The sequence below is a fragment of the Ornithinimicrobium cryptoxanthini genome, from assembly GCF_023923205.1.
In the GTDB taxonomy this organism is placed as follows: Bacteria; Actinomycetota; Actinomycetes; order Actinomycetales; family Dermatophilaceae; genus Ornithinicoccus; species Ornithinicoccus cryptoxanthini.
Genome location: NZ_CP099490.1, coordinates 858,300 through 870,952 on the forward strand (window position 1 = coordinate 858,300; position 12,653 = coordinate 870,952).

Here is a 12,653-nt window from a genome sequence, read left to right on the forward strand (position 1 = left end):
CACATGACCGACACCGCCAAACTCACCCATCAGGGTTCAGACCTCGAGCTGCCCGTCGTGCCAGCTGTCGAGGGCAACAACGGCCTGGACATCTCCTCGCTGCTGAAGACCACCGGTGACGTCACCCTCGACGTGGGCTTCGTCAACACCGCCTCGTGCAAGTCCGAGATCACCTACATCGACGGCGATCAGGGCATCCTGCGCTACCGCGGCTACCCGATCGAGCAGCTGGCGGAGAAGTCGAGCTTCCTGGAGACCAGCTACCTGCTCATCTACGGCGAGCTGCCGACCGCCACCGAGCTGGAGGAGTTCGACCAGCGGATCCGTCGGCATACCCTCCTGCTGGAGGACATGAAGGGCTTCTTCAACGGCTTCCCCCGGGACGCGCACCCGATGCCGGTACTCTCCTCGGCCGTCTCGGCGCTCGGCACGTTCTATCAGGACAGCCTGGACCCGTTCGACCCCGAGGCCGTGGAGATCTCCACGATCCGGCTGATGGCCAAGCTGCCCACGATCGCGGCCTACGCCTTCCGCAAGAGCCAGGGCCAGCCGTTCCTCTATCCCGACAACGACTACAACCTGGTCGAGAACTTCCTGTGGATGACCTTCGGTCAGCCCACCGAGGACTACCAGCTCGACCCGGTCGTCGCTAAGGCCCTGGACCTGCTGTTCATCCTGCACGCCGACCACGAGCAGAACTGCTCCACCTCGACCGTGCGGCTGGTGGGCTCGTCCGAGGCCAACCTGTTCTCCTCGATCTCAGCAGGCATCCACGCCCTGTCCGGCCCGCTCCACGGCGGCGCCAACTCGGCGGTGCTGGAGATGCTCGAGGAGATCAAGGCCGGCGGCGGCGACGTCAAGGAGTTCGTCCGCAAGGTCAAGGACAAGGAGGAGGGCGTCAAGCTGATGGGCTTCGGCCACCGGGTCTACAAGAACTACGACCCGCGCGCCGCCCTCGTCAAGAAGTCCGCGCACGAGATCTTCTCCAAGGTCGGTGGCGGCAACCCGCTGCTTGACCTGGCCATGGAGCTGGAGCAGACCGCCCTCGAGGACGACTACTTCGTCGAGCGCAAGCTCTATCCCAACGTCGACTTCTACACCGGTCTGATCTATGAGTCGATGGGCTTCCCGTCCAACATGTTCACCGTGCTCTTCTCGATCGGCCGGCTGCCCGGCTGGATCGCCCAGTGGCGCGAGATGATCAACGACCCGGCCACCAAGATCGGTCGCCCCCGTCAGCTGTATGTCGGCAGCCCGGCCCGCGACTACGTCGCCGCCGACGCTCGCTGACCTGAGCGTCGTTGCAGGCCTCAAGCGTCACCGCAGGCCCCCGTTCCGGTTCGCCGAGCGGGGGTCTCGCGCTTCCCGTGCTGGCATGGGCCCGGTCATTGCGTGGGGTTTGATCCCCCAGAGGGACTGAATCCCACGCAGTCGACGCAGGGCGGGTGGGCAGTCGACGCAGGGAGGCTGCTGGGACGGCATACGCCGGCAAGGGTTCAGTCGTTCGCGACGGTGATGGTGACGGTCGTGCCCGTGGGGTCCCCGTCCGTGACCTGGTGCCAGGTCAGCGGGTCCTGGTCGCGCAGCCACTGCCGGTCGGCCACCTGGACGCTGGTGATCGACTCGGTCTCGGCATGCGTGACGGCCCAGCTCGCGATGGCCCATGCCTCGTCGAGCGCGGTGCCCTGCAGTGTCACCGTGGTGCCGTCGACGCTGCCCTGGCCGGAGAAGGTCCGCTCGGCTTTGGCCAGCACGTCATCGGGCGAGCCCGCCGCCGCGACGGGATCCAGCCGGCAGGCCACCCCGGCGTGCGTCTGACCCACGAGCGCGCTGGCCATCACCCGCGCCTCCGCCTCGTGGTCGGCATACGCATCCGGGTAGGCGCTGCGCTGGACCTCCTGGGCGATCTCGGTGACCACCCACTCCGACCAGCCTGGCACGGCCTCGAGGGCCGCAAAGAACGCGTTGGCGGCATAGACGGGGTCGGTGACCTGCTCAGGGGTGCCCCAGCCCTGGCTCGGCCGCTGCTGGAACAGACCAAGGGAGTCGGCGTCGCCATACGACAGGTTGCGCAGCTTGGACTCCTGGACCGCCGTCGCCAGCGCGATCGTGGCGGCCTTGGGCGGGAGCCCGCGCTGGAGGGACACCATGCTGATCGTGGAGGCGTTGGCCGCCTGCTCCGGGGTGCGCCGCTCCGCCTGGTCGCCGACCGTGAACTCGCACGCCGGGTTGCGGAACTCGTCGACGAGCCAGCGGGCTCCCAGGGCACCGGCGAGGACCGCGACCGCTGTGGCGCCCGCCAGCACGGCGCGCCCGCGCCACCGGGGCCGGCGGGCCTCGGCGGCCGGGTGCATCTGGCCGGCCGGGGTCATAGGTCAGGAGTCTAGTTCGGCCCACGGTTAGGGTCTGACCATGACCACGCCGAGTCGCCTGGACCTGGAGCAGGACGTGGTGTCGCTGACCGCGGCGCTGTGTGACATCCCGTCGGTGAGCCTGCAGGAGCGAGATCTGGCTGACGCGGTCGAGGCGGCTGTGCGCCGGCTGCCGCACCTGACGGTGCTGCGCGACGGCAACGCGGTCGTGGCCCGCACCGAGCTCGGACGCGCTGAGCGAGTGGTCCTGGCAGGTCACCTGGACACGGTGCCGCTGACCACGCCCGCGAATCTCCCGGTCCGACGCGAGGGTGACTACCTGGTGGGCCGGGGGACCACCGACATGAAGGGAGGCGTGGCTGTCCAGCTGCGCCTGGCGGCGACGCTGCCGGAGCCGGTGCGCGACGTGACCTATGTCTTCTATGACGCCGAGGAGATCAGTGACGAGCACAACGGCCTGGCGCGCCTGGCACGCCACCACCCGGACCTGCTGGCCGCTGACTTCGCGGTGCTGCTGGAGCCGACGGACGATGCCGTCGAGGGTGGGTGCAACGGCTCCCTGACACTTCAGGTGCACACCCGGGGGGTCGCGGCGCACTCCGCCCGGCCGTGGATGGGGCACAACGCGATCCATGACGTCGCGGACGTGCTCGCCAGGATCACCCAGGGGCAGCTGCCAGACGTCGACGTGGACGGACTGCTCTTCCGGCAGTCGCTCAACGCGGTGGGCATCAGCGGCGGCATCGCCGACAACGTCATCCCGGACCACGCGGTCGTCACCGTCAACCTGCGCTATGCCCCGCACTGGGGGCCGGAGCAGGCCGTCAGCTATCTGACGGAGGAGGTCTTTGCGGGGCTCGAGGTGGAGGTCATCGACAACTCGCCGGGTGCCCGGCCAGGGCTCGACCGACCCGCTGCCGCGGCCTTCGTCGACACGCTCAAGCTGCCGGTGCGGGCCAAGCAGGGCTGGACCGACGTCTCCCGCTTCTCCGCGCTCGGTGTCCCGGCCGTCAACTTCGGGCCGGGGGAGAGCCAGTTTGCTCATGCCGACGACGAGCGGTGCCGGGTCGACCAGATCGTCGCCGCAGAGTCCGCGCTCCGCCGCTGGCTCGGATGACGAGGGTGGGTGGGGTTGTGCCTGCGGCGGTCTCACGGTTTAGGTTCGTCTGGTGAGCCAGTCCAGGGAGTATCGCAAGGGACCCGTGACTCTCCGCGGCCGGAAGGTGCCGACCAGCACCACCGACCAGCGGCTGTTGGACAACGCCGGCCCGAACGACTGGGTGCACACCGACCCGTGGCGGGTGCTGCGCATCCAGGCCGAGTTCGTGGAGGGTTTCGGGACCCTGTCTGAGCTGGGCCCGGCCGTCAGTGTCTTCGGGTCGGCGCGCACCGGGCCAGGACACCCGACCTATGAGCTGGCCGAGGTGGTCGGGCGCCTCCTCGTGGAGGCCGGGTATGCCGTGATCACAGGTGGTGGTCCCGGCACGATGGAGGCAGCCAACAAGGGCGCGAGTCAGGCCGGGGGCACCTCGGTGGGCCTGGGCATTGAGCTGCCCTTCGAGGCCGGGCTCAACGAGCACGTCAACCTGGGCATCAACTTCCGCTACTTCTTTGCCCGCAAGACCATGTTCGTCAAGTATGCCCAGGGGTTCATCGTCCTCCCGGGTGGGTTCGGCACCCTCGATGAGCTGTTCGAGGCCATCACGCTGGTGCAGACCGGCAAGGTCACCCGCTTCCCGATCGTGCTGATGGGCACCGACTTCTGGGCGCCGCTGCTGGACTGGCTGCGCGCGACCCTGCTGGAGCACGGGACGATTGCCGGTGCCGACCTGGACCTGGTCCATCTCACCGACGACCCGGCCGAGGCTGTCGCGTTCGTCCGCAGGGCCAGGGCATGATCCTCGTCCTGGTCATCCTGGCTGTCCTGGCCGTGGGTCTTGGCGCCGCCGCTCTCGTGCTGCGCACCGGGGTGCCCGGGGTCGCCGACCCGGTGACCAGCGAGTCCTTCGAGCCACTGGATCGGGGCGGCGTGCGGCCGGACACGTTGATCGAGCTCCGCTTCGACCAGGCCGTGCGCGGCTACCGCATGTCCCAGGTCGACAGCGTGCTCGACCAGCTGGCAGAGGAGCTGCGCGACCGCGACCACGAGATCGCCTCGCTGCGCGCCGAGCTCGCCGACGTCCCGGTGGACTTCACCGGCCGAGGCGCCGAGGGAGAGCCCGCCCGTGGGGACGTTTGAGCTCACCCGCACCCTGCCAGCCGACCCGGACCGGGTGTTCGCGGTGCTCGGCGACCTCGCGGCATACGGGCAGTTCCAGCCGTTGACCCGCATCCGGGCAACCCCGGGGCCGGTCGGGGTTGGCTGGTCGTTCGTGGGCTACACCGGCGTCGGGCCGTTGTCGGTGGTCGATCGCATGGTGGTCACCGCGTGGGAGCCCGGGGTGCACTTTGCCATCGTCAAGATCGGCCCGGTGCTCGACGGTGGTGCTGAGGTGCACCTGACGCCGGAGGGAGCCGGGACGCGGGTGGTGTGGCGCGAGGAGATCGTGCCGCGTCCGGGGTGGCTGGGCAGGCGTCTCGGACCGGTCACGGACCCGGTGATGCGCTGGTTCATGGGCCACTCCCTGGACCAGATGGCCGAGCGCCTAGGGGAGCGGTGACCCGCAGCACCGGGCGGTTCCTGCTGATCCTGCTGGGGCTCTACACGCTGTTCCGCCTCTTCACCACCGGGGTGCTGCTCTGGATCGTCGCCGAGCACCAGGACCCGGTGATCTTCAGCGGCGAGGTCCCGCGCTACTTCGACCTGGCCACGCTGTGGGACGGCGCGTGGTACGAGCGGATCGCGACCGAGGGCTACCCCGACCAGCTGCCCGTCAACGACCAGGGTCAGGTGCGCCAGAACGAGTGGGCCTTCTATCCGATCTTCCCGCTGCTGGCCAAGGGGCTGATGCTGGTCACCGGATTGCCGTTCGCGGTGGCGGGGCCGGTCGTGGCGACGGTGCTGGGCTATGCCGCGGCGGTGGTGATGGGTCTGCTCCTGCGCGAGCGGGTCGGCACGCCTGCCGCCCTCGGTGGGGTGGCGCTGTTCGCGGCTTTCCCTGCCGCGCCGACCCTGCAGGTGGCCTACACCGAGTCGCTGGCGACCCTGCTGCTCTGCGCCGTACTGTGGCTGCTGATCCGAGAGCGATGGTGGGCGGCGGGCGCCGTCGCCCTGCTGACGGGCCTGGCCCGGCCCATCGCACTGCCACTCGGGCTCGTGGCGCTGGTCGCTGTGATCGTGCGCTGGCGTGGCCGGGCTGAGCGGCCGCTGTCGCGGCGGGAGGCTGCTGGCATGTTCACCGCGCTCGCCGGCTGCGGTGCCTCCGGGTTGATCTGGCCTGCCCTGGTGTGGCTGGGCACGGGGGTGCCGGACGGTTACCCGGTCACGATGTCCGCCTGGCGCCAGGGTGAGCCGGTCACCCCGTTCGCTCCCACCCTCGACATGGTGCAGTTCCTGTTCGGCGACTTCCGCGGGCTGGTCTATCTGGTCGGGTTCCTCGTCCTGCTGGGAGTCATGATGCTGGGGCCGTGGGCCAGGGGGCTGGGGCCGGTGCTGCAAACCTGGGCGCTGGCCTATCCGTTCTATCTGGCGGCTGCCCTGGACCCGTGGACCAGCATCTATCGCTACCTGATCCTGCTCTTCCCCGCATTTGTGGTGCTAATCGGTGGCGGCTGGCCGCGTGCCGACGCCCGAGCGACCGCGACGTGGCTGATCGTCCTGCGGACCGTGGTGATCGCGGCGCTCTTCCTCGCCTGGCAGGTGTGGTGGAGCTGGGAGCTGTTCCGCTTCGAGCCGCCGCGCGACAACCCGCCGTGATGGCGTGACGGCGTCGACAACACCGCTACAAAAATGCGTGCAGCGTCGGCAAAACCGCTACAAAAATGCGTGCAGCGTCGGCAAAACCGCTATGAAAATTGGTCAGCGGCCCTCGAAGACCGGCTTCTCCTTGGCCAGGAACGCTGCGACAGCGGTCTGATGGTCGGCACTGGCCCCGGTGCTGTTCATCAGCTCCGCCTCGTGGGCAAGTGACTCAGTCAGCGGGTGGGCTGCCGAGAAGGCGACCGCCCGGCGCACGGCGCCGTAGGCCTTGGTCGGGCCGGCGGCCAGGGTGGTCGCCAGCTGCGTGACGTGCGCCTCGAAACCCTCGTCCGGGACGACCTCGGTCGCCAGCCCCAGCTCCAGGCACTCCTGCGAGCCCAGCGTGCGCGGGCGCAGCAGCAGCTCCTTGGCGCGCGCGGTGCCGACGAGGCGGGGCAGGGCGAAGGACGCCCCCGAGTCGCAGGAGAGCGCGATGCCGGTGAAGGCCATGTTGAAGCCGGCCGACTCGGCCAGGATCCGCAGGTCGGCCGCGAAGGCGAACGAGGCACCGGCGCCGGCGGCGACGCCGTTGACCGCGGCGACCACGGGCTTGTCCATCGTCGTGAGCAGCTCCACGATCGGGTTGTAGTGCTCGGTCACCGTCGAGCCCAGCGCGAAGCCGTCCTGCTCCTGCTGCATCAGCTGCACGTGCTCCTTGAGGTCCTGGCCCACACAGAACGCCCGGCCGGTGCCGGTCAGCACCACGCAGCGCACCGACTCGTCGGCCGCGACCTCGCGCAGGGTGGCCAGGAGCGCCTTCTTGGTGGGCACGTCGAGGGCGTTCATGGCGTCCGGCCGGTTGAGGCGGACCAGCGCCACCCCGCCGTCCCGCTCGAGAACGACCGGGCTCGTCGCAGTCGGGTCAGTCATCAGTCCTCATCCTCCACGGTGCTGGGGGCCCCGGCGACGGCCAGGGCCTTGGTCACGAAGATACGTGCTGGGGGCAGGAGCTGGTCGGCCACCTCCAGGAACACGTCCCGGGCAGGCTGCCCCGGCCAGTCGGGCGGCAGCACCTGGGTCGGCAGGGCCGGGTCGCGGAAGAGGAACTTGCGCCAGCGGTGCACCAGGTCGCTGCGCACGGCATAGGCGCGCTCCGGCGACCACCCGCTGCTGGCCTCCTGACGCAGCTGCTGCGCGTCCCTCGTGAACGCGCTATAGCTGACGGCCAGGTCGGTCAGGTCCCACGTGCGGGCGACCACCGTCTGCGGATCGGCCAGGTCGCTCGTCGTGAAGGCCGAGTAGCCGATCTGCAGCGCCGCCAGGGAGGTGGCGAGCTCGGGCGCGGTGCCCGCGGCGAGCCAGGTCTGCGGGGCGATGCGGCCATAGCCGAGATAACCCAGGGTGGCGGTGACCCGCTCGCGCTGGGAACGGTCTCCTGGCCGGTCGGTCACCACGACGTGCCACCGACCGTCCCAGTCCGTCGGGCCGCGGCGATAGATCCGGCCCGACGCCTCCACCAGCCGGTGCCGCGCTACCTGCGTGGCGGCATACCCCCGCACGCCATGACGGGTGACCGGCTGCAACCACCCTTGGGAGGCCATCCGGGAGACGGCCGTGCGGGTGGCCGGCGGGGCGATCTGACACGCCTGCAGCAGCGTGATGACCCCGGAGATCGGTGCCCAGTAGTCGCGCGCCGCCAGGTGGTCGCCATAGACGTCGAAAACTGCTGAGCGGGCACGCACAGCCCCAGTCTGCCGCACCGCCACGCCGACCCCGCGCGGCGACGCCGGACGGTCCGTTCTGTGAGGTGCGCGGGCAGGGTGGGGAGGAAGATTTCGGGGGGAGCCAGTGACGGGGGATAATGGGGGTCTACGCACTGACCGTCGCGACCTCGCGGCAGCAACTTGCGGCCCCCGCCGCCCAGGAGGAGATCAGACATGGCAGCCATGAAGCCCCGCACTGGCGACGGCCCGCTCGAGGTCACCAAGGAGGGCCGCGGGATCGTCCTGCGGATGCCTCTCGAGGGCGGTGGCCGACTGGTCGTCGAGATGAACGCTGACGAGGCGAACGCCCTGGGCGAGGCCATCAAGGGCTGCGTCGGCTGACGCTCCAGCCCTAGCGTCTGACGGCCGCGAAGAGTCCGTCGCCCACCGGGAGGAGGGCCGGCACCAGCCGGTCGTCCTCCCGCAGTGTCTTCCCGAGGTCCCGCAGGACGGTGGTGGACTCGTCCCGAGCTGCCGGGTCGGCGACGCGGTCGTGCCACAACATGTTGTCCAGCACCAGCACCCCGCCACGGCGCAGCAACCGGATCGCCTGCTCGGCATAGAACGGGTAGTTCGGCTTGTCGGCGTCGACGAGCACCATGTCGTAGGTCGCGTCGTTGAGCCGGGGCAGCACCTGACTGGCGTCACCGCTGATGACGCGGGTGCGCTGGGGAGCGACGCCCGCCTCGGCATAAGCGCGTCGGGCCAGCCGCTGGTGCTCCGGCTCGACGTCGATCGAGGTGAGGATGCCGTCCGGGGCCATCCCCTGCAGCAGCCACAGCCCGGACGTGCCCGCGCCCGTCCCGATCTCCACGACGTGCCGGGCACCGACGGCGGCCGCGAGCAGGCGCAACACGCTCCCCACCGCGGGACGGACCGGCACAGCACCCAGGGACTCACCGTCGGCACTGGCCCGCTCGACCAGCTCGTCTGGAGCGATGAAGCTCTCGGCATAGGCCAGCGTGGTTAGCTTTTGCGGGTTGCTCATGCCGTCAGCCTAATGCGCTCCCCGCGCTCAGGAATCTCCCAGCCGGCTCTGCCATCGTTCGTCGTGTGGCATCGGTGCAGGGGCCGTGTCACCAGGCCCGACGGAGGACGCGATGGATGCAGGACAGCAGGAGTGGCAGGTCCCGTCCTGGGACGAGATCGTGCGCGATCACTCGGCACGTGTCTATCGGCTCGCCTACCGCCTCACCGGCAACCAGCACGATGCCGAGGACCTGACCCACGATGTCTTCATCCGGGTCTTCCGTTCGCTGCACACGTATCGCCCTGGCACGTTCGAGGGCTGGCTGCACCGCATCACGACCAACCTGTTCCTGGACCGGGTCCGGCGCAAGCAGCGGATCCGTTTCGACGCGCTCAGCGACGAGGCTGCGGCACGCCTGCCCAGCCGGCTGCGTGGGCCGGAGGAGCAGTATGACGCCACGCACCTGGACAATGACGTGCAGCGGGCACTGGCCGCCCTGTCACCCCAGTTCCGGGCCGCGGTCGTGCTCAGCGACATCGAGGGCTACTCCTATGAGGAGGTCGCCCAGACCCTCGGCATCAAGCTCGGCACCGTGCGTTCTCGCATCCACCGTGGGCGAGCCCAGCTGCGCGAGGCGCTCGCGCACCGGGCTCCTCCGCCGCGCCGGCCCAAGGTCACGCACAGCCAGCCGATCCCCGTCCTGGGCTGAGGTGGCTGTCGGGTTCGGCCAAGGCCCTTTGATCAGGCACAATCAGGTGCATGGCTGAGCAGCGGCGTGACGAGGACGTCGAGCGTGACGACACGTCCCCGATCCCGCTCGAGCACACGTCGGTCTTCCAGACCTATGCCCCACCTCCGCCGAGCGGCACGCCGGCACAGGGGCCATCGGCATACGACACCCCCGGGCACCACTCGACCTTCGCCGCACTCTCCTCACCCGGAGCCCCGTCGGGGCACGCGACCCAGACTGCCGCACCCTCTCGAACTGGGGGTGCCTCGGCCTATCGGGCGGCGCCACCTCGTCGTCGTCCGCGACGCTCGGGGGGAGTGCTGGTCGGTGCCCTGCTGCTCGGCACCGCCGGCGGAGGTGCGATGGGCTATGTCGCAGGTCAGACCGCACAGCAGAGCCAGGAAGCCGAGCCGCGCGTGGTCGCCGCCGTGCCGGCGGGGAACGGCCCGACCACCCCCGTCACCGCGATCGCCCAGCACGCCCTGCCGAGCGTCGTCTTCATCTCGGTGGGCACCGAAGGGGGCGAGGGGGTCGGGTCCGGCTTCGTCATCCGCGAGGACGGCTACATCGTCACCAACAGCCACGTCGTCGAGGGCGCCGTGGACGACGGCACCGTGCAGGTCACCTTCTCCGACGGCGCGGACATGGAGGCCGAGATCGTCGGTCAGGACGTGGAATACGACATCGCCGTCCTGAAGGTCGACCAGGAGGGGCTGCCGGCGCTGGCGTTCGGCGACTCCGACTCGGTGCTCGTCGGCTCGTCGGTGGTCGCGGTCGGTGCTCCGCTCGGGCTCGACAACACGGTGACCTCGGGCATCGTCTCCGCGCTGGGTCGTCCCGTGATCGCGGGCGGGGGTGGCTCGATGTCCTACATCAACGCTATCCAGACGGATGCCGCGATCAACCCGGGCAACTCGGGCGGCCCGCTGCTCGACCTCAACGGCACCGTCATCGGGGTCAACTCGGCCATCGCGCAGATACCCGGGGAGATAGGCGGCCAGGCGGGCAGCATCGGCCTGGGCTTCGCGATCCCGAGCAACCAGGTGGAACACACGGCCACGCAGCTGATCGAGACGGGCACGAGCAACCACCCGATCATCGGCGTGATGCTGGACATGAGCTATTCCGGGGTCGGGGCCAAGGTGCTCGAGGAGGGTGCTGGCGAGACCGAGCCGGTCGTCCCCGGCGGCCCGGCAGACGGTGCCGGGATCACGGCGGGCGAGGTGATCCTGGCGGTGGACGGCGAGGAGATCCAGCACGGGAGCCACCTGGTGATCGTCCTGCGCAGCCACGCGGTGGGTGACCAGGTCGAGGTGCTCGTCCAGGGGGCCGACGGGAGCGAGCGCACGGTCACCGTGACGCTCCAGGGCTCGCAGTGAGGGCCGACCATGCCTAACGGCGGGGAGTTCCTGCTGCTGATCGTGCTGGCCCTGGTGATCCTGGGCCCGGACAAGCTGCCGGGGTATGCCGCGAAGCTGGCTCAGTTCGTCCGCTCGGCACGGGACATGGCTGAGGGCGCCAAGGTCCAGATCAAGGAGGAGCTCGGCCCGGGCTTCGAGGACGTCGACTGGCGAGCCCTTGACCCGCGGCAGTATGACCCCCGCCGCATCGTGCGCGAGGCCCTCGCGACTCCGGGAGGGGCGCAGGCGCAGGCTCCGGCCGAGACCGAGTCGGGTCGGGCGGCGAACGAGGCCGCGATTGCCGCTGACCGGGACGCGGGGCCCGCCCTGCTGGGCACGCGGTTCGACCCGGCTCTGCCCACGCCCTGGGACATCGACGCGACCTGAGCCGTCGACGCCCCCGGGACGGGTCAGCGTGCCGTCGGGGTGATGCCCAGCTTGCGACCGGCCAGACCGCGCCCGCGGTGGGCCAGCTGTCGGGCGATCGCTCGCAGCGCGGTGGCGGCCGGGGAGTCGGGCTGGCCCAGCACGACGGGCAGGCCCGCATCGCCGCCCTCGCGCACGGTGGTGTCCAGCGGGATCTGACCCAGCAGCGGCACCTCGGCGCCGATGGAGCGGGACAGGTTCTCGGCGACGGCCTGGCCACCGCCGGAGCCGAAGATCTCCTGGTGCGTGCCGTCGGGCAGCTCCAGCCAGGACATGTTCTCGATCACGCCGACCAGTCGCTGGTGGGTCTGCAGGGCGATCGAGCCGGCTCGCTCGGCGACCTCGGCAGCGGCCTTCTGCGGTGTGGTGACGACCAGGAGCTCAGAGTTGGGGAGCAGCTGGGCGACAGTGATCGCGATGTCACCGGTGCCCGGGGGAAGGTCCAGCAGCAGCACGTCGAGGTCGCCCCAGAACACGTCGGAGAGGAACTGCTGCAGCGCGCGGTGCAGCATGGGGCCACGCCAGACGACGGGCTGGTTGCCGGGGACGAACATGCCGATCGAGATGACCTTCACGTCGTGCTGGACCGGCGGCAGGATCATGTCGTCGACCTGGGTCGGCGGCAGCTCGACGCCGAGCATGCGAGGGACCGAGAAGCCATAGATGTCGGCGTCCACCACTCCCACGCGCAGCCCCTCGACAGCCAGGGCGGCGGCGAGGTTGACCGTGACGGAGGACTTGCCGACGCCACCCTTGCCGGAGGCGACGGCATAGACGCGGGTCAGCGTGTCGGGGCGGGCGAAGGGAATCTCCTTCTCGGGCGCGCCGCCGCGCAGCTGGGAGCGCAGGTTGCCGCGCTGCTCATCACTCATCACCCCGAGCTGGACGCGCACGTCGGTGACGCCCTCGACGGACTGGACCGCGGCCGTGACGTTCTTGGTGATCGTGTCCTTCATCGGACACCCCGGCACGGTCAGCAGGATCGTGGTGTCGACCCGGCCGTTGTCGTCGATGTCGACCGTCTCGACCATCCCGAGCTCGGTGATCGGTTTGCGGATCTCAGGGTCGTCGACCTTGGCCAGTGCGGCGTGGACGGCATCAAGGGTGGGAGCAGACATGTCACCCATGGTAAGCGCGTTGGCGACGGCATCCGC

The 12,653-nt window shown here is 70.0% G+C and carries 15 protein-coding genes; 10 read left to right on the forward strand and 5 right to left on the reverse strand.

Translation table 11 applies throughout. The features are described 5' to 3' along the window. The first annotated feature begins 3 nt into the window (after positions 1–3). Entirely contained in the window at positions 4–1,290 is a 1,287-nt protein-coding gene (locus tag NF557_RS04085) for a citrate synthase (RefSeq protein WP_252621866.1), read from the forward strand. A 206-nt stretch (positions 1,291–1,496) separates the two neighbouring features. On the opposite strand, the gene NF557_RS04090 is transcribed toward NF557_RS04085, so the two are convergent. Further along, complete coding sequence (locus NF557_RS04090; protein WP_252621868.1) at positions 1,497–2,372, reverse strand: hypothetical protein; 876 nt, start codon at positions 2,370–2,372, stop codon at positions 1,497–1,499. Between the two features lie 40 nt (positions 2,373–2,412). Here NF557_RS04090 and dapE point away from each other — a divergent pair, with 40 nt between their 5' ends. The 5 genes from dapE to NF557_RS04115 are packed head-to-tail and all read left to right on the forward strand — an operon-like array spanning position 2,413 to position 6,228. Continuing rightward, positions 2,413–3,489 carry a succinyl-diaminopimelate desuccinylase gene (dapE, locus tag NF557_RS04095; protein ID WP_252621870.1) on the forward strand — a complete coding sequence of 359 codons (1,077 nt, stop codon included), beginning with the start codon at positions 2,413–2,415 and terminating at the stop codon, positions 3,487–3,489. A gap of 52 nt (positions 3,490–3,541) precedes the next feature. Further along, entirely contained in the window at positions 3,542–4,270 is a 729-nt protein-coding gene (locus NF557_RS04100) for an LOG family protein (protein ID WP_342454504.1), read from the forward strand. Continuing rightward, positions 4,267–4,611, forward strand: coding sequence for a DivIVA domain-containing protein (locus NF557_RS04105; protein ID WP_252621872.1), 345 nt, complete (start codon positions 4,267–4,269; stop codon positions 4,609–4,611). The genes NF557_RS04100 and NF557_RS04105 overlap by 4 nt, the downstream gene beginning before the upstream one ends. After that, on the forward strand, positions 4,598–5,032 hold the full coding sequence (locus NF557_RS04110; RefSeq protein WP_252621874.1) for an SRPBCC family protein: 435 nt from the start codon (positions 4,598–4,600) through the stop codon (positions 5,030–5,032). Before NF557_RS04105 ends, NF557_RS04110 begins: the two co-directional genes overlap by 14 nt. After that, positions 5,029–6,228, forward strand: a complete 1,200-nt coding sequence (locus tag NF557_RS04115; RefSeq protein WP_252621877.1) for a hypothetical protein — start codon at positions 5,029–5,031, stop codon at positions 6,226–6,228. Before NF557_RS04110 ends, NF557_RS04115 begins: the two co-directional genes overlap by 4 nt. Before the next feature lie 102 nt (positions 6,229–6,330). Here NF557_RS04115 and NF557_RS04120 read toward each other — a convergent pair whose 3' ends face one another. Together NF557_RS04120 and NF557_RS04125 are read right to left on the reverse strand one after the other, a co-directional pair. Continuing rightward, positions 6,331–7,140, reverse strand: a complete 810-nt coding sequence (locus NF557_RS04120; RefSeq protein ID WP_252621879.1) for an enoyl-CoA hydratase/isomerase family protein — start codon at positions 7,138–7,140, stop codon at positions 6,331–6,333. Beyond that, positions 7,140–7,952 carry a PaaX family transcriptional regulator gene (locus NF557_RS04125; protein ID WP_252621882.1) on the reverse strand — a complete coding sequence of 271 codons (813 nt, stop codon included), beginning with the start codon at positions 7,950–7,952 and terminating at the stop codon, positions 7,140–7,142. The genes NF557_RS04120 and NF557_RS04125 overlap by 1 nt, the downstream gene beginning before the upstream one ends. Positions 7,953–8,147: 195 nt before the next feature. On the opposite strand from NF557_RS04125, the gene NF557_RS04130 reads away from it, so the two are divergent. Beyond that, positions 8,148–8,315 carry a DUF3117 domain-containing protein gene (locus NF557_RS04130; RefSeq protein ID WP_252621885.1) on the forward strand — a complete coding sequence of 56 codons (168 nt, stop codon included), beginning with the start codon at positions 8,148–8,150 and terminating at the stop codon, positions 8,313–8,315. Positions 8,316–8,325: 10 nt separating this feature from the next. Here NF557_RS04130 and NF557_RS04135 read toward each other — a convergent pair whose 3' ends face one another. Next, complete coding sequence (locus NF557_RS04135) at positions 8,326–8,961, reverse strand: O-methyltransferase (RefSeq protein ID WP_252621887.1); 636 nt, start codon at positions 8,959–8,961, stop codon at positions 8,326–8,328. Positions 8,962–9,073: 112 nt separating this feature from the next. Here NF557_RS04135 and sigE point away from each other — a divergent pair, with 112 nt between their 5' ends. The 3 genes from sigE to NF557_RS04150 are packed head-to-tail and all read left to right on the forward strand — an operon-like array spanning position 9,074 to position 11,460. After that, on the forward strand, positions 9,074–9,652 hold the full coding sequence (sigE, locus tag NF557_RS04140) for an RNA polymerase sigma factor SigE (RefSeq protein WP_252621889.1): 579 nt from the start codon (positions 9,074–9,076) through the stop codon (positions 9,650–9,652). Positions 9,653–9,702: 50 nt separating this feature from the next. Beyond that, on the forward strand, positions 9,703–11,052 hold the full coding sequence (locus tag NF557_RS04145; protein ID WP_252621891.1) for a S1C family serine protease: 1,350 nt from the start codon (positions 9,703–9,705) through the stop codon (positions 11,050–11,052). A 9-nt stretch (positions 11,053–11,061) separates the two neighbouring features. Then, positions 11,062–11,460, forward strand: a complete 399-nt coding sequence (locus NF557_RS04150) for a twin-arginine translocase TatA/TatE family subunit (RefSeq protein WP_252621893.1) — start codon at positions 11,062–11,064, stop codon at positions 11,458–11,460. A 23-nt stretch (positions 11,461–11,483) separates the two neighbouring features. Here NF557_RS04150 and NF557_RS04155 read toward each other — a convergent pair whose 3' ends face one another. Beyond that, the gene (locus NF557_RS04155; RefSeq protein WP_252621896.1) at positions 11,484–12,617 is read right to left on the reverse strand and encodes an Mrp/NBP35 family ATP-binding protein; all 1,134 of its coding nucleotides are present in this window, start codon (positions 12,615–12,617) and stop codon (positions 11,484–11,486) included. Positions 12,618–12,653 lie beyond the last annotated feature (36 nt).

Bases quoted from the DNA above. Each gene is read 5' to 3' on its own strand.
- NF557_RS04145 (WP_252621891.1), top strand. From the start codon at position 9,703: ATGGCTGAGCAGCGGCGTGACGAGGACGTCGAGCGTGACGACACGTCC.
- NF557_RS04135 (WP_252621887.1), bottom strand. From the start codon at position 8,961: ATGAGCAACCCGCAAAAGCTAACCACGCTGGCCTATGCCGAGAGCTTC.
- NF557_RS04105 (WP_252621872.1), top strand. From the start codon at position 4,267: ATGATCCTCGTCCTGGTCATCCTGGCTGTCCTGGCCGTGGGTCTTGGC.
- NF557_RS04150 (WP_252621893.1), top strand. From the start codon at position 11,062: ATGCCTAACGGCGGGGAGTTCCTGCTGCTGATCGTGCTGGCCCTGGTG.
- NF557_RS04090 (WP_252621868.1), bottom strand. From the start codon at position 2,372: ATGACCCCGGCCGGCCAGATGCACCCGGCCGCCGAGGCCCGCCGGCCC.
- NF557_RS04085 (WP_252621866.1), top strand. From the start codon at position 4: ATGACCGACACCGCCAAACTCACCCATCAGGGTTCAGACCTCGAGCTG.
- NF557_RS04155 (WP_252621896.1), bottom strand. From the start codon at position 12,617: ATGTCTGCTCCCACCCTTGATGCCGTCCACGCCGCACTGGCCAAGGTC.
- NF557_RS04120 (WP_252621879.1), bottom strand. From the start codon at position 7,140: ATGACTGACCCGACTGCGACGAGCCCGGTCGTTCTCGAGCGGGACGGC.
- sigE (WP_252621889.1), top strand. From the start codon at position 9,074: ATGGATGCAGGACAGCAGGAGTGGCAGGTCCCGTCCTGGGACGAGATC.
- NF557_RS04130 (WP_252621885.1), top strand. From the start codon at position 8,148: ATGGCAGCCATGAAGCCCCGCACTGGCGACGGCCCGCTCGAGGTCACC.
- dapE (WP_252621870.1), top strand. From the start codon at position 2,413: ATGACCACGCCGAGTCGCCTGGACCTGGAGCAGGACGTGGTGTCGCTG.